15 protein-coding genes are annotated in these 15535 nt (G+C 38.1%); 8 read left to right on the forward strand and 7 right to left on the reverse strand.

Annotated features, from left to right (window positions below):
• Positions 1 to 90 precede the first annotated feature (90 nt).
• From D172_RS02805 to D172_RS02815, 3 genes are all read left to right on the forward strand, one after another.
• The gene (locus D172_RS02805) at positions 91 to 804 is read left to right on the forward strand and encodes a 1-acylglycerol-3-phosphate O-acyltransferase (protein ID WP_007376504.1); all 714 of its coding nucleotides are present in this window, start codon (positions 91 to 93) and stop codon (positions 802 to 804) included.
• Positions 804 to 1139, forward strand: a complete 336-nt coding sequence (gene rraB / locus D172_RS02810; RefSeq protein ID WP_007376503.1) for a ribonuclease E inhibitor RraB — start codon at positions 804 to 806, stop codon at positions 1137 to 1139. Before D172_RS02805 ends, rraB begins: the two co-directional genes overlap by 1 nt.
• Positions 1140 to 2575: 1436 nt before the next feature.
• On the forward strand, positions 2576 to 3745 hold the full coding sequence (locus D172_RS02815; protein ID WP_007376502.1) for a polysaccharide lyase family 7 protein: 1170 nt from the start codon (positions 2576 to 2578) through the stop codon (positions 3743 to 3745).
• Between the two features lie 76 nt (positions 3746 to 3821).
• Here the strand turns inward: D172_RS02815 and D172_RS02820 are convergent, their stop codons facing one another.
• A complete protein-coding gene (locus tag D172_RS02820) occupies positions 3822 to 4793 on the reverse strand; it encodes a zinc transporter ZntB (RefSeq protein ID WP_007376501.1) in 972 nt (323 codons plus the stop codon).
• A 291-nt stretch (positions 4794 to 5084) separates the two neighbouring features.
• On the opposite strand from D172_RS02820, the gene D172_RS02825 reads away from it, so the two are divergent.
• From D172_RS02825 to D172_RS02835, 3 genes are all read left to right on the forward strand, one after another.
• Positions 5085 to 5507, forward strand: coding sequence for an ATP-dependent zinc protease (locus D172_RS02825; protein ID WP_007376500.1), 423 nt, complete (start codon positions 5085 to 5087; stop codon positions 5505 to 5507).
• A 71-nt stretch (positions 5508 to 5578) separates the two neighbouring features.
• Positions 5579 to 6484 carry a 30S ribosomal protein S6--L-glutamate ligase gene (rimK, locus tag D172_RS02830; protein WP_007376499.1) on the forward strand — a complete coding sequence of 302 codons (906 nt, stop codon included), beginning with the start codon at positions 5579 to 5581 and terminating at the stop codon, positions 6482 to 6484.
• Positions 6471 to 7529 (forward strand): succinylglutamate desuccinylase/aspartoacylase family protein, encoded by a 1059-nt coding sequence (locus D172_RS02835; RefSeq protein ID WP_007376498.1) that lies wholly within the window; start codon positions 6471 to 6473, stop codon positions 7527 to 7529. The genes rimK and D172_RS02835 overlap by 14 nt, the downstream gene beginning before the upstream one ends.
• A gap of 89 nt (positions 7530 to 7618) precedes the next feature.
• Here the strand turns inward: D172_RS02835 and D172_RS02840 are convergent, their stop codons facing one another.
• From D172_RS02840 to recQ, 4 genes are all read right to left on the reverse strand, one after another.
• Complete coding sequence (locus D172_RS02840; protein WP_007376497.1) at positions 7619 to 8191, reverse strand: mechanosensitive ion channel domain-containing protein; 573 nt, start codon at positions 8189 to 8191, stop codon at positions 7619 to 7621.
• Between the two features lie 75 nt (positions 8192 to 8266).
• Positions 8267 to 9970 (reverse strand): ShlB/FhaC/HecB family hemolysin secretion/activation protein, encoded by a 1704-nt coding sequence (locus tag D172_RS02845; protein WP_007376496.1) that lies wholly within the window; start codon positions 9968 to 9970, stop codon positions 8267 to 8269.
• Positions 9971 to 10093: 123 nt separating this feature from the next.
• Positions 10094 to 10378, reverse strand: a complete 285-nt coding sequence (locus tag D172_RS02850; RefSeq protein ID WP_007376495.1) for a DUF3630 family protein — start codon at positions 10376 to 10378, stop codon at positions 10094 to 10096.
• Between the two features lie 7 nt (positions 10379 to 10385).
• A complete protein-coding gene (recQ, locus tag D172_RS02855) occupies positions 10386 to 12209 on the reverse strand; it encodes a DNA helicase RecQ (RefSeq protein WP_007376494.1) in 1824 nt (607 codons plus the stop codon).
• 133 nt (positions 12210 to 12342) lie between these two features.
• On the opposite strand from recQ, the gene D172_RS02860 reads away from it, so the two are divergent.
• Together D172_RS02860 and rarD are read left to right on the forward strand one after the other, a co-directional pair.
• Positions 12343 to 12798 (forward strand): thioesterase family protein, encoded by a 456-nt coding sequence (locus tag D172_RS02860; protein ID WP_007376493.1) that lies wholly within the window; start codon positions 12343 to 12345, stop codon positions 12796 to 12798.
• A 54-nt stretch (positions 12799 to 12852) separates the two neighbouring features.
• Entirely contained in the window at positions 12853 to 13776 is a 924-nt protein-coding gene (gene rarD / locus D172_RS02865; RefSeq protein ID WP_007376492.1) for an EamA family transporter RarD, read from the forward strand.
• A gap of 5 nt (positions 13777 to 13781) precedes the next feature.
• Here the strand turns inward: rarD and D172_RS02870 are convergent, their stop codons facing one another.
• Both D172_RS02870 and D172_RS02875 read right to left on the reverse strand, forming a co-directional pair.
• A complete protein-coding gene (locus D172_RS02870; protein ID WP_007376491.1) occupies positions 13782 to 15017 on the reverse strand; it encodes a response regulator in 1236 nt (411 codons plus the stop codon).
• A gap of 87 nt (positions 15018 to 15104) precedes the next feature.
• A complete protein-coding gene (locus D172_RS02875; RefSeq protein ID WP_007376490.1) occupies positions 15105 to 15479 on the reverse strand; it encodes a DUF413 domain-containing protein in 375 nt (124 codons plus the stop codon).
• Positions 15480 to 15535 lie beyond the last annotated feature (56 nt).

Raw genomic sequence — 15535 nt, forward strand, 5'->3', positions numbered from 1 at the left:
AGTTTTTCAGCGTACACTTGTGCGCTATTGTCTCGTTTGTGTCACAAAATAACGCTATAATAGTTGTAACTGATTTTTGGAGAAGCCGATTTGCTCGCTGTTATACGTATTTTTATTATGCTGCTATTTATACTATTGAGTTGTTTTTTTGGCTTACTATTGTCATTAGTAAGGCCATTTCATCCCAATAACGTACACATTATAGCTGGCTGGTTTGGCTCAATGGCTAAAATGATTGGTGTTAAGTTAGTTTTAACACGTCATAAAGATGCTGTTGATATTGGTCCTGCCGTTTATGTTGCTAATCATCAAAATAGCTACGATTTATTTACAGTGCCAGCAATGGTGCCCAAAAACTGCGTAAGTTTAGGCAAAAAGAGCTTAAAGTGGATTCCATTTTTTGGTCAGCTTTATTGGCTTTCGGGTAATATTTTAATTGATCGGGCAAATCGTTCAAAAGCAGCAGGTACAATCTCGAAAGCTGCTGAAAAAATAAAGAAAGATGGGTTGTCTGTTTGGGTATTTGCCGAAGGCACACGCAGTTATGGACGTGGATTATTACCTTTTAAAACAGGGGCTTTTCATACTGCTATGAGTGCTGAAGTACCAATAGTCCCGGTGTGTATGAATACAACACATAAAACCATTAAGCTAAATCGTTGGGATAATGGTACAATCTACATTGAAATGTTAGCGCCTATATCACTTGATGAAAGTATTAGCGCGCGCGAGCACGCCCAGAATGTACACAATATTATGGCTGCTAAAATAACTGAATTAGATGCTCAAGTGAGAGATAAATAATGGAAAACTGGCGTGAAATAAGTGAAGACATTGTATCTTCATTACTCGAAGACGGGTCTGATCCTGAAATACTTTATGAAGTAGAGCACCACTTTGTGTGTGAAGATTTCCCTAAATTGGAACAAGCAGCCCTTGCTGCGTTCAAATTGGGTTACGATGTTGAAGAGCCTGCAGAGCTTGAGCTTGAAGATGGCAGTAAAATTTGGAGTTTTGACATCGTTGTTGAAGCCGAACTTGATGTAGACGTGATAATGGAAGACGTTGATAAATTAGCGCAATTAGCCGTCGAATGTGAAGTAGAATATGATGGTTGGGGCACTTACTTTCAAGAGTAGTTAGCTGCACAACCATAAATAAAAGGCGAGCATTATAGATGCTTGCCTTTTTTAATGTCTTTTGAAAGTGAGTATTATCGAGGTGTGTGATACCAATCCGCAATAGTGCTTAATCAATTTGAGGGATTAAATCTGACGCTAATTGTGTTAAAAATATCTGATATACGACTACATGCTTGCAGAAGGTAGAGTCATGTAAGAACAATTAGTTATAACAACTAAATAACTAACTTTTTGTTTTGTTATCGACACGGTTTTTACCTCAAAACAGGTCACTTAATTAAGTGAATTGGTATTAGTTCAATGCAGTTAGCGCTGAAAATAACTGCTTGAGATAGATTTATTATCCAGAGTTCAAGGTGACTTAGTAAAAGATCCAGCATTACCCTACTGTCTTACATCTACACAAAATGAGTAGAAGCCGAGCAAAGCTTCTGTGTCCAGAACATTCACCTTAACTATAGTCATATAGACAAAAAACAAAGAATCAATCGGCCTAGGGCGAACTCAAAGGGCTGATAATGTGTGGTATTTATGTTGTGTTATCGCCTATTTAGGGGAAATAACCACACACTATAGGCTCTGCCTAAAAAAATACATTGCTGTAAATTTAACCTCGAAAGATAAATAAGTTTTAATACCTCACTAAAATAGATGAAATGTATGAAAGTGATAACTGAATTTTTTATTTTCTTAATAAACTTCATGTACAGGTTAAGGCTTGCTTAAGTGTATTAGTATCTATTTTTTAAAGCATTGACCGTTCGAGCCACATGAATAATTCACTTGCTGCGTTAACTCCCCATTTGAACCTGTATTTTTTACCTTGTTATTAAACCATTTACCCATTGCTTAATTTATTAATGCAACGGGTACGAAGTTTCATGTTTAGAGCATTCTCTATGTTGCCATTGTTAAGTGACTTTTTATCTTATATTTACTTTAAGTAAGTTTAATTGGTCAACCAATGTTGGCGTGGTATTTATAAAAAAGACTAGACCAGTATTTTTGTTTATGCAAATTTTTAAATTGTATTTTATTGGTATACCAATTTTTTGTGTTTTTGATACTTATTCATTATTTTAAAAAATTTAAATTCTATCATTTTTATATTTTAATTAATGTTAGTTATTGTTTTAAATCATCTTTAGTATGTATTTAATCAAAAATAGAAATGGTATTAATACTTATTACCTATTGAATTAATTATTGCAAATTTATTTCAAGAGATATAACTTGTGTCTCGCCACACTGGCAATATCAATTGGTAATTTATTTTTGTAAGTCCAATTATTGGTTTTTATCTAAAATTAAATTACCAGTTACACAAACACAAGTTGAAACCTGTTTACAGGCGGTGATCTAGGTTCGGTGGAAATGCCACTAAACTAGGCTGTTAGATTATTTTCATGTGCAGGTTCGGAGAAATGAAGATAATGATTAATCAAAAATCCCTATTTATTTTTGCAATAATGACTACAAGCTCAAGTTTTTTGCAAGCAGCAACGATTAATAATGCTGGTTTTGAAGACGGCTGGAGTAATTGGAATGAAGTCGAACCAGCAGCTATTTCGGGAAGTGCTTACAAAGGATCCAAATCCTTAAAAATTCAAGGTAGCCCTGGTCGTGTACATCAAGTTGTTGATATAGAAAGAAACACTCAATACACATTAAGTGCGTACGTACTAGGCAAAGGTGAAATTGGAGTCAATGATCTGAATGGTTTGTTTAAAAGCGAGAAGTTTGATGTTTCTTCGTGGACTAAAGTATCTAAAACCTTTACTTCTGCGAATACGGATTCATTACAAGTTTTTGCTAAACATAATAATAGTTCGAATGATGTACGTTTTGATGATTTTACGCTAAGCAGTGGCGGCTCTGGTGGGGGTGATACTGGCGGCGGTGATACCGGTGGCGGAAGTAATATTCCAAGCAGTATTACAAGTGGTAGTATTTTTGATTTAGAGGGGGATAATCCTAATCCATTGGTTAACGATAGCACATTAGTATTTGTGCCATTAGAAGCGCAACATATTACGCCTAATGGAAATGGTTGGCGTCATGAGTATAAAGTTAAATCTAATTTACGTGTTGCGATGACTGACACTTACGAAGTATTTGAAGCTAATGTTAAAGTTGAAATGTCCGATGGTGGAAAAACTATTGTCGCCCAACACCATGCAAGTGATACAGGCACTATTATGAAAGTGTATGTGTCTGATTCGTCAGAGTCAGGTTTTGATGATAGTACTGCAAATAATGGTGTTTTTGACGTGTATGTACGTTTGCGTAACACCAGTGGTAATGAAGAAAAGTTTGCACTAGGTACTATAACCAGTGGTGGTTCATTTAATTTAAAAGTTGTGAATAATTACGGTGATGTTGATGTAACCGCACTTGGCAGTACTTTTGGTATTCCGGTCGAAGATGATTCCGAATCTTACTTCAAGTTTGGTAACTACCTACAATCGCAAGACCCATATACATTAGATAATTGTGGTGAATCGGGTAATTCAAACTCCTTTAAAGAGTGCTTTAAAGATTTAGGTATTACTAAATCTAAAATCACAATGACAAATGTTAGCTATACTCGAGTAACTAAATAATTAAGTATTATTTATAAAGCCACTTTGATTCAAAGTAGAGTGGCTTTTATACTTGTTGATAGTATATGAATTTAATTTATAACCATTTTTTGTTTTTAAAGTAAATGCCAATACTGCCCGTTAATACGATTAAAAAAACCACAAATAACGTAAATGCATATGGACTCTCTGTGCCAGGTATGCCCCCTACGTTCACACCTAATAAGCCAGTTAAAAATCCCAGAGGTAAGAATAAAGCAGCGACAACCGACATGACATACATGCGCTGATTCAATTGTTCAGACACTTGGTTTGTGATTGTTTGTTGAATAATTTGTGCCCGCTCTATGGAACTATCTAGCTCTTCTAGATAGCGAATAAGCAAATTTGTCGTTTCATTTAACTTTGCTTTATCGTCATCAAATAACCATGGATAGTGGTTGTTCACCATACTGCTTAATGCTTCTTTTTGCGGCCTTAAGTAGCGCTTTAAGGCGATTGTTTGGCGACGCAGTTGCGATAACCCTTGGTTATCAAAAGGTTTACTTGGTTCGTCTATTTCTTCTTCAAAATCATCTAATGTTTCATCAAGCGAATCAATGACGCTTTGCATTCGTGATGTCAATTTTTGTGCTATTGCGCATACTAATTCTGATATGTTGCATGGGCCGGTATTACTACTAAACGATGTTAAAATATCTTGAATTGATAATAATCGACGTTTACGTGTCGTAATTACAATATCTTCATTAATGAAAAAGCGAATTGATACCATATCTTCAGGGCTTTGCGCCGGGTTTAAATTCACCCCGCGTAAAAATAGCATGTGACCATTTGTGGCAGATGTAATACGTGGGCGAGTCTCATCTGCGGTTAACGACTCTAGCTCGTAATCGGTTAAAAACTCACAATTTTTAAGCCATGTAACGACTTCTGTTTGACTGTAATCCATGTGTACCCAGAGCTTACCCTGTCCAGGTTTCCAATTATGTAGCTCATCAGTGTTTGAAATGGGGCGTGCACCACCTCGTTCGTCAAGAACTAGGGCGTGGAGTAAACCATTAATCATATTAGTTTCTCATAATAGTGTATTTTTAATACTGTTAACTATAGTGTATCTACTTAATCAAAATAGACTTATCTTTATTTTTAATAAGTTAGTTTTTAAATTAATAAAGCATAAATTTGGTGTGAATTAAATTGCTAGCAAACCAAGATAGTTAACTGTGCAGTAGAAAAATATAGTGAAGTTTGCGGTCGATATTTATCAATCAAATTCACTTGTCGACGGGATAAATTTATTTTGTTGGTGTTTTTTTACCTGTAGCGTATAAGTCACTTTTTTATTAAGGGCACATTTATGACGACAAAGATCACTATTGGTTGGCGTGAGTGGTTGAGCTTACCTGAACTGGGTATTGAGCGAATAAAAGCTAAAATTGATACAGGCGCTCGTACATCATGTATTCATGCTATTAACATTGAAGAGTACGAAGTTGATGGAGAAAAATGGGTTAAGTTTACAGCCCAGCCATTGCAAGATGATGAACAAACGAAAATCACTTGTAATGCAAAGGTTAAAAAAATAAAAAACGTAACAAGCTCAAGTGGACAAAAAGAATTACGTTATTTTATAGAAACAACATTGCATGCGGGTAAGCATAGCTGGCCTATAGAGATGACTTTAACCAGTCGAGCAACAATGAAGTTTAGAATGTTATTAGGGCGTACAGCCATGGAAAATCGTGTCATTGTTGACACGGCTTTATCTCATTTATTATAAAAGTATTGAATTTTATGTCTGAAAATCAGCCATAAATAATTAATGCATACAATTTAGTTAAGGTTTTAACTATGAAAATCGGTATTTTATCTCGTAACAAAAAATTATATTCAACACGTCGTTTAATCGAAGCGGCAGAAGCGCGTGGCCATGAAGTTAAAGTAATCGACGCACTACGCTGCTATATGAATATAAATTCAGAGCAACCAGAAATTCACTATCGCGGTGAAAATTTAAAAGAATTTGACGCAATCGTCCCGCGTATTGGTGCATCGGTTACATTTTATGGTTGCTCGGTACTTCGTCAGTTTGAAATGATGGGTGTCTACCCTGTAAACGAATCCGTGGCTATTTCTCGTTCGCGCGACAAATTGCGCTCGCTTCAGTTACTTTCGCGCAAAGGCGTTGGTATGCCAGTAACAGGTTTTGCTAGTAAACCAGATGATGTAAAAGACTTACTGGAAATGGTAGGCGGTGCACCGGTAGTTATTAAATTACTTGAAGGTACACAAGGCATTGGTGTGGTACTTGCTGAGACGCGTAAAGCGGCTGAAAGTGTTATTGAAGCATTTATGGGCTTAAAAGCTAATATTATGGTTCAGGAATATATTAAAGAGGCAGGTGGTGCAGATATTCGTTGTTTCGTATTGGGCGATAAAGTAATTGCAGCAATGAAGCGCCAAGCACAAGAAGGTGAGTTCCGTTCTAATCTTCACCGTGGTGGTAGCGCGACATTAGTACGTATTACTCCTGAGGAGCGTAAAACAGCAGTTGCAGCCGCTAAATCAATGGGCTTAAATGTGGCTGGTGTCGATTTACTTCGCTCATCTCGTGGGCCACTTGTGATGGAAGTAAACTCATCACCTGGTCTTGAGGGTATTGAGATCGCAACAGGTAAAGATATTGCAGGTATGGTGATTGACTTCATCGAAAAGAATGCTTCAAGTAAAGGAACAGCAACACGTGGCAAAGGTTAAAATTAACCGTCCTTTTACCTTATTAGGTGAACAGATTGGCGTAGGCGAGCGTAAAACGCTTGCCTTAGAAGCCGCAAAGCTTTACACCCATTCACCACTTAATATTCCTATAGAAGTGGTGAATGGTGTAATGGAAGGACCTGTGCTAATGGTCTGTGCTGCTATTCATGGTGATGAATTAAATGGCGTAGAAGTTGTACGCCAGTTACTTGCTAAAATAGATCCTAGTCAGTTACGTGGCACGTTAATCGCTGTGCCTATTGTGAATGTGTTTGGCTTTATTCATAAATCGCGTTACTTACCAGATCGACGTGATATGAACCGCAGTTTTCCAGGCTCTGAACGTGGCTCGTTAGCAGGACGTATGGCTTATATGTTTTTTAATCAAGTAGCAGTACATTGTACGCATATCATTGATTTACATACGGGGGCTATTCACCGGACTAATTTGCCACAAATTCGTGCTAATTTAGCAGATGAAGCAACAGCTGAAATGGCTAAAGCATTTGGCACGCCAGCGGTTATAGATGCATCACTGCGTAATGGCTCTCTTCGCAGCGAAGCGGCTAACTTAGGCATACCTGTTATAACCTATGAAGCAGGTGAAGCACTACGATTTGATCCTATTGCAATTGCAGCCGGTGTGCAGGGCGTTGATTATGTTATGCGTCATTTAAAAATGATTCGTGGCAAACGCCCGAAAAAATTACCAGATCCGATTATTGCAGGTTCTACAAGTTGGATACGCGCAGAAGTTGATGGCATTGTTCGTGCTCAAGTATCATTGGGCGAACGTGTAATTAAGGGCCAAATACTTGCTTATATTAGTAGTCCGTTGGGTGACTCTGAACTTGAGCTTTTAGCACCTAAAGGTGGGATTGTTATTGGCCAACAAACGATGCCATTAGTAAATGAGGGCGATGCAGTCTTTCATCTAGCTTACTTTGCGAGTGACAATGGTTTAGTTGAGCAGCAGCTAGAGAGCTTTATAGACGAAATAAATGATTTAGATGACGAACTTAAAACTGCGGAACTAAATAATTAATCGTTAACCTAAGTTCTGTTTAGTTAAGCATTAAAAAGCCGCAGAAGGTAATTACCTTCTGCGGCTTTTTTGTGACTATTATTTTTTAACTATGTTTTTTTAGGGCCAATAATACGCTTTATAACAGGCGTTTTTGTTGGTTTTGGTTCTTTATTTAAAACCATGACAGGGCGCGTCACAAATAAATTGTTAGGATAAATAACACGATGGCCATCAATGTGTTCAAGTACTACATTCATCAAACCCATTTCGACAATGCGACCTTCAACATGATTCGCGCCATCAATAATTCGTACCCAATAACCAACGCGGCAGTCGTTTTGAATAAACATTAATAAGAATGCAGTTAAGTTACTTAATAACGACCATGCGGCAAAAAGTGCAACACCTAGCATGGCAAATAATGAGGAGCCAAGTACAAGTAAGCCACGTAATTCAATGCCCCAAAATACCAGTACTAAGCATATCATTACACAGGCAAGTATTATTTTAAGCAGTAGTTCTGCGCGCGATTTGTGATGTAAATCTACTTTACCCTTAATGGTTTTTTCGAGAAGCTTTTTAGTCAGCTTTAATAGCAACGGATAAAGTAGTAAGGCGATTAGGGTCACAATCAGTTTATATTGTGTACCAAAAAAATCTAAAATCTCTAACGGTTCCAAAATACATTCTCATATGGGGAGTAAGTAATAATTAAGTAATTAGTTTAACGTTTTAAGATGATGCGAAATAGTTATTTAAAAAGATTTTTTCACATTAACTAACCATTGTACTGAGTCTACATCGTCGTAACTATCAAGCGGTGCGGCGATGTCAATGTGGATCATAGTACCTGCGTTAGCTCTGCTTGGGGCTAAGCGCAAACCTATACCAACATTTTTAAGTACGTGATCGTTCTCGCCATTATCTTTGTCGTTAAACCACGCACGGCCAACGTCAATAAACCCAGCGGCACCTACTTTAAATAGCTGAAGCAAATCGTACTCCCAATAATAGCGTTTTTCTAAACTAACTAAAAAACTGCGATCGCCGTGTTGATAATCCATAGGGTAGCCTCGTAAACCAGTTTCACCACCCAAAGTAAGTTGTTGGTCGGCAGTTAAGTTTTTAGCATATTGCAAACGCCCTTTTACATACCACGATTGATCAACACTGGTGTTTAAGTAGTATTGAATTTGACTAGTGGCCCTAAAGTTTTCTAATTGTTTGTGTTCTTTATTCCAATATCCTTCAATGTCAGTGTTAAAACGCCATAGAGTATTATCGCCAGAAAAATGTGCTTTTTTAAAATTTAATGAATAAATAGCACGACTATCATCATCACTCAAAGATTCATCAGAGTAACCAACAAGGGCTTTAACATTCCAGCCTAGGTTTAAATCTTCAGTGCGGTACATACTGTCGAAATTGCGTACTTTTATAAAGTTATCTTCAAACCAGTGGCCGCTTATAAATGGGTAACTTAAACTTCTGTCATCGGCAAGTGGTGCAAAGGTGGTGTCTATAGCTTCAAAGGTATGCTGCTCGTCGGTATAACCTAAGGTTAAGCGCTGGGTCCAGTTATTATTAAGCGCTTTAGAGTGCCCTATAAATGCACTGTTTAAATCGCTAGTTTGATCAAATTCGCTAAACTCTTCGCCGCGTTTATATAATGACTCTTCGCGCTGTTCTGAATAGCTTAAAATACCGTAACTAAGAGGGGTGTCAATTGCGTAAAATGGATAGGTTAACTCAAGTAAATGGCGCTTGCCATCGCTGTTATCGGCGTACTCTAGACGGCCGCGGTAGCGAGTAGATAAAATATTAGGATCGTCGTAAACAAATAAGTAACCACTGCGGTCGCTATCAGTCGTGCGTGAAAACGATAGGCGTTTACCCCAACCAAAGAGGTTTGATTCTCTAAAGCCAATGCTTGATTTATTTTCACCACCGCTGCGGCTAAAGTTTATTTCAGGTAGAAGCGTCCATAAATCACGAGTCACTACCTTTACATCAATGTCACCATCGCAGTTCTCAGTTGCACTAATTTGGGCGTCATATAAGTAACTTTCTTTGCGTAGGAGGCGTTCTGATTCAGCTAATTTTTTAGCATCATATTTATCGCCGGTGGCAAACAGTAGGAGGTTATTAATTACATCCGGTTCGGTTTGAATATGTGCGCGGTTGGCAAAGCGAAATAATGCATTATTTTCTTCTTCGAGTTCGGTATTAAATACATTGAGTTGCTTAAGTGAAATAGTGGCAATTTTAGCATTGGGTTTAGCGCTTACAATGGAGATATCGTCGTTGAGTTGGCGGCGTAAGTTTTTATTATTAGAGTGGTCTAACTTTTCAACTTGGCAACGAGTATTATCATGAGTTTGTGCTAATGCACTTTGCATGAATAAGGCTAAAATACTTAAGCTAATACAGTACTGTGTGATCCATTTCTTAGTTACCATTCAAACCCTTTACTGCTACGTAGCAAATTACTACCGTAATATCAGCTTACATCATAGTTACTAAAATGTAAGTTAAAAGTATTGAGTTTGAAAATTAAATATAACGACTTTGAACTAAAGCCGCTAACTTAAATAAAAGGTGAGTGCAGCAAGTAGATGATCGGCTTCAGTGCCTTCTCCATTTATCCAAATACTTTGGCTGTAGTGCTCATAGTTTAAATTAAAGGTTTGCTGCTGGTAGCTAAAGCGAACTTGATGACGGTCAGCACCAGCAGAATACTCGTTGAGCGTTATATCGTCTGAATGTAAAAATAATGTACTCCACAGCTCAAAGTCTTCGTCATGCGGAGGCTCGATGGGCGTAATTACAATACATTTATGAGTATGGTCGTATTCTATTTTTGTCATAATGCTCTTAATTTGTAGCTAAGTAATTACGAATTGCAGTTAAAAAGGCGCCGCCATATTTATTTAATTTAGTGAAACCAACTCCCGACACTTTTAAAAACTCACTGTCATTTGTTGGCATAAGCTGCGCCATTTCAGCCAAGGTTTTATCATTAAATACTACATACGGTGGTACATCGTCGGCATCAGCAAGTTCTTTACGCAGTGCTCTTAAGCGGGCAAAGAGCTTTTTATCATAATTAAATTGCGCTAATTTATCTTGGTACACGTGCTTGGCTTGCAGGCGAGGTTCAGCCAATTGCAAAGCATATTCACTTTTTAAAATTGCACGCGCGGCTTCTGTTAATCTAAGTGACGCACCTTGTGTTATATCTTGGCTTAGTAAACCCTGATGAATAAGTTGACGTAAAATACTAAGCCAAAATTCACTGCTTTTATCTTTACCGATACCGTAAGTACTTAACTCATGATGGTTGTTATCGCGTATGCGGCTCGTGTTTGCACCGCGAAGTAATTCTACAATATAACCTAGGCCAAAACGTTGCTCAGCTCTATACACACACGAAAGCGCTTGCTGTGCGACTAACGTACCATCAAAGCTTTTAGGTGGGTTTAGGCAGATATCACAGTTGCCACAAGGTTCGCGCTGGTATTCACTAAAGTAGTTTAGCAATATTTGGCGGCGACACGTTTGTGCTTCAGCAAAGCTAGCCATGGCGTTAAAGCGTTGTTCTTCTACACGGCGACGTTGTTCGTCATCAATGTCTTCAAAAAAGCGCCTTACACGGCCAATATCAGCCGGATCAAAATACATGATGGCTTCTGCGGCAAGGCCATCTCGCCCAGCTCGTCCTGTTTCTTGATAGTACGACTCTATACTTTTTGGAATATCGTAATGTAATACAAAGCGTACGTTAGGTTTATTAATCCCCATCCCAAAAGCAACAGTTGCTACTACAATTTGAATGTCGTCGCGGGCAAACCCAGTTTGCACAAATTGTCGTTGTTCGTTGCTCATACCTGCATGGTAAGCGGCAGCGTTTAGCCCTGCGTCTGCAAGTTTTTCAGCAATGTCGTCTACGCGCTTACGACTGGTGCAATAAATAATACCGCTTTGGTTTTTTTGCTCTTTTAAGTAGCGAAGCAGTTGCACCATAGGTTTAAATTTTTCTTCTATGGTGTAACGAATATTGGGACGATCGAAGCTACCAGTATGAATATAAGGCTGCTGTAGTTTTAGTTGCTCAACGATATCAAACCGGGTCGCTTTATCAGCCGTGGCGGTAAGCGCCATCATAGGAACATGTGCAAAACGTTGCTTTAATTCGTTTAAGCGAAAGTAATGAGGTCTAAAATCGTGACCCCAATGCGACACACAGTGCGCTTCGTCAATGGCAAATAAGCTCACATTTAAATGCGATAAACGTTCTAAAAAGTCACGCTGCAATACTTTTTCAGGCGCAACATATAATAGTTTAATTAAACCTTGGTGAAGTTGTTGATATACCAATTGCTGTTCTTCTCGCGCTAAGCTGTTATTAACGTAAGCGGCTTTAACGCCAAGTGCTTGGAGTTGCGTTACCTGATCTTGCATTAGTGATATAAGCGGAGATATAACAATGGTTACGCCTTCAAGCACTAAAGCGGGTATTTGATAACACACAGATTTCCCACCACCTGTGGGTAGCAATACAAGCGAGTCATGCCCATTTATAGCTGCATCAATAACTGCTTTTTGACCGTCGCGAAATTCGCTGTAGCCAAACACTTGTTTGAGGACAGTTTCTGGTTTACGCACAAGCGTACTAGAAGGTGGTGTTAATGTATTCATTGGCGGGTATTTTAGTGGTTTTTTAACGAGATGTCTTTAGCTGAGTTACTTGATGAATTATTTAAGTGGAGTCTCGTAGTTTTGCACTATGTATGTTTTACTCATCTTACCAGTTTTGGCATAGAGAATAATAATGAATAAAGAAATGTTAATTGAACAAGTTGGGGCGTTGTTTGTAAATGGCATGCCGTTTAATCAGTTTTTACAAATATCGGTAGAATCACTGAGTCCTGAACAAGCAAAAATTACCTTTCCTTGGCAGGATGTATTTATTGGTAATCCAGCGCAAAAAATATTACACGGAGGCGTTATTTCAGCCGTGCTTGATAATGTGGGAGGAATGCTTGCTGCAGCAAGTGTGATTGATAAATTAACAGACTTAGATATTGGTAGTGTGCAAGCGAGGCTAGCTACGCTTGGAACCATCGATTTACGCACCGATTATTTACGCCCAGGCAAAGGCGAAGTGTTCACCGCGAGTGCAACGCTTATTCGTTCAGGCAACAAAGTGTGTGTATGTCGAATGGAGTTACATAATGAAAAAGCAATTCAAATTGCGTTTGGTACTGGTACGTATTTAGTTGGATAAACAATCCATGGAGAGTAAACTAGCGACCTTTTAGTATCACTAAGTGTTTTTATTATGTCGATTGATACAGAGCAGCGTAAAGGCGCTGTTTTTGCTTGCCTAGCATTTGTGATGTGGGGGTTAGCACCTATATACTTTAAATTTATCCAGCATGTGTCAGCTTTTGAAATATTAATGCATCGCGTTGTTTGGTCTGTCGTTTTTTTAGTACTTGTGGTAAGTATTCTTAAATATTGGCACAAAATAAAGCGTATTATTGTTCAGCCCAAACTAGTGTTAATGCTTGTTATTACTTCAGCGTTACTGGGGTTTAATTGGGGACTTTTCATATGGGCGATAAATAATAACCATATGCTGGATGCAAGCTTGGGGTATTACATAAACCCATTGTTAAATGTATTGCTGGGTATGCTTTTTTTAGGCGAGCGTTTACGTAAGTTTCAGGGCGTTGCCGTTGCACTCGCGTTTTCGGGAGTATTATTGCAACTCGTTAGCTTTGGCTCGTTTCCGGTAGTTGCTTTTTCATTGGCAATATCATTTGCACTTTATGGCTTATTACGTAAAAAACTCCCCGTTGAAGCTCTGCCAGGGATATTGCTTGAGGCACTTATATTATTACCTGTAGCGCTTGTTTATTGGTGGTTAATGGCGCCTTCTGACACATCAAGCCTTCCCGCTAACGATTGGCATACTAATGCGTTACTAATTAGCGCGGGCATTATAACTACATTACCGTTATTGTGTTTTACTGGCGCAGCTAAGCGTTTGCAATACACTACATTGGGCTTTTTTCAGTACATTGGGCCAAGCTTAATGTTTATGCTCGCAGTGGTGTTTTACGGTGAGGTATTTGATGCAGAAAGATTAGTTACATTTGCATGTATTTGGAGTGCGCTCGCTATATTTAGTTGGGATTCTTACCATCAATCACGCAAACGAAAAAAAGCGGCAGTGGCGACAGCACAAGTGGCTAGTTAACTATTTTAGCTAATAATTTTGTTACGGCCAGTTTCTTTTGCATCATAAAGTTTTAAGTCGGCCTGTTTTAATAGTTCATCAATTTGATAAACAGGCCCTGACGAAAAACCAATAGAGATTGTGAATCTAATGTTGGCTTTACTAAATTGTTGGCTATTACCTTCTATAAAACACCTAAATCCTTCAAGTTTTTTGAGTGCTTCTTGTTTATCGGTATCGGCAAAATAAACAGCAAACTCTTCGCCCCCCAAGCGTGCTACTAAATACTTTTTAAAGTATTTGCTAAAACAAATAGATAAACCTTTTAATACTTCGTCGCCTGCATCGTGGCCATAGGTATCATTAATTGCTTTAAAATGATCAATATCAAGCATAGCTAATGCGCCATTGCCGTTATCAAGTTCAATTTTTTTAAGGGATTTTCTAGCCTCTTCAAAAAAGTAACGACGATTGGGGATTTTTGTGAGGTAGTCTGTATTAGCTTGGTTTTTTATGGTTGCTAAAAGCGTTAACATATCGACGTTTTGGCTTAATCGACAATAAAACTCCTCACTATTGAAAGGCTTATGTAGGTAATCATTTGCCCCATTTTTTAAGAATAAGGTAGATAAATCTGAAGAATCAGCACCTGAAATGCCAATTATTGCTTTTTCATCGTTATCATATAAACGCCTGATTTCTGTGCATAGTTCATCGCCGTTCATATTAGGCATTTCATTATCAGTGATAATAACGGAGATATCAGGTGATGCTTCAAGCATAACAAGTGCTTGTTTACCATCTTCAGCTTGTAAAGTTTGATATTTATGACGGGTTAACAAGCTACATATATACTGTCGTGTGGATAAAGAGTCGTCAACAACGAGTACTTTTACATTTTCGTTTCGAGGTAGTCGTAATAGCTGTTTTTCGAGATACTGATACGCTTGTTTATTTTCTTTGATGATGTAGTCAATTATAGGGTATTTTTCTACTGTATCGCGTGTTTTTTTATCAATATTACCCGTCATTACAATCGTTGGAATTTCAGCGTCGATAGTACAAGGAACTGCTTCGCCATTAGGCGCATCAGGTAAAATAAAGTCAACTACAGCACAAAAGTAGCTATTTTTACTGATAAGTTCTTTTGTTTGAGTTAGAGATTCAGCTATATCTACTTCATAACCCGCTTTAAGCGCGATGTGTTTTTGCACCCGCGCTATTGTTGGCGTATCTTCAACTATTAGTATTCTTCGCGTCACGTCACAACCTTGTTTATATTTTTGCAAAAGTATTTGCTTATACAAGTTGTAACTGCTAAAACGCAAAAAAGCAAATAAGTGAAGAGCTTATAGGTTATCTGCTTCAGAATAATACTCTTGGCTTATAGGAGCTGGCCCTGATATTTTTGAGCGGCCAAATAGGGTATGAAACTTACTCTTACATGTTGTAAGTTTAAGGTATTTAACCCAAGCACGCTCAATCGGATTTGTTGGCTCTAAAGTCCCCATTGCTACGGCTAAAAATTGTTCTTGGTGTTCGTTTTGTGGCTCAATAGTTTTGTTGTGTAAGCCTTTTAAAACAACGCCATGTTGGTCTAATATGCTGGCTTCTAATAAGGTGAAGTTTCCACTACGGCTAAAACCGCGTGGGAAGTTGTGATCATCATAAAACTGACGTTGGCTAACAAATGCTTGACGAAGTAGTGAAATATCATTGCTCATAGCTTTATCCTCATGCCTTAGTAATTAGCTGGAGTATGATGCAAGTTTGGCAATTT

Source organism: Pseudoalteromonas sp. Bsw20308, from assembly GCF_000310105.2.
GTDB classification, from domain to species: Bacteria; Pseudomonadota; Gammaproteobacteria; order Enterobacterales; family Alteromonadaceae; genus Pseudoalteromonas; species Pseudoalteromonas fuliginea.

Coding starts and splice junctions, on each gene's coding strand:
- rraB (WP_007376503.1), top strand. CDS start 804: ATGGAAAACTGGCGTGAAATAAGTGAAGACATTGTATCTTCATTACTC.
- D172_RS02815 (WP_007376502.1), top strand. CDS start 2,576: ATGATTAATCAAAAATCCCTATTTATTTTTGCAATAATGACTACAAGC.
- D172_RS02820 (WP_007376501.1), bottom strand. CDS start 4,793: ATGATTAATGGTTTACTCCACGCCCTAGTTCTTGACGAACGAGGTGGT.
- D172_RS02825 (WP_007376500.1), top strand. CDS start 5,085: ATGACGACAAAGATCACTATTGGTTGGCGTGAGTGGTTGAGCTTACCT.
- rimK (WP_007376499.1), top strand. CDS start 5,579: ATGAAAATCGGTATTTTATCTCGTAACAAAAAATTATATTCAACACGT.
- D172_RS02845 (WP_007376496.1), bottom strand. CDS start 9,970: ATGGTAACTAAGAAATGGATCACACAGTACTGTATTAGCTTAAGTATT.
- D172_RS02850 (WP_007376495.1), bottom strand. CDS start 10,378: ATGACAAAAATAGAATACGACCATACTCATAAATGTATTGTAATTACG.
- recQ (WP_007376494.1), bottom strand. CDS start 12,209: ATGAATACATTAACACCACCTTCTAGTACGCTTGTGCGTAAACCAGAA.
- D172_RS02860 (WP_007376493.1), top strand. CDS start 12,343: ATGAATAAAGAAATGTTAATTGAACAAGTTGGGGCGTTGTTTGTAAAT.
- rarD (WP_007376492.1), top strand. CDS start 12,853: ATGTCGATTGATACAGAGCAGCGTAAAGGCGCTGTTTTTGCTTGCCTA.
- D172_RS02875 (WP_007376490.1), bottom strand. CDS start 15,479: ATGAGCAATGATATTTCACTACTTCGTCAAGCATTTGTTAGCCAACGT.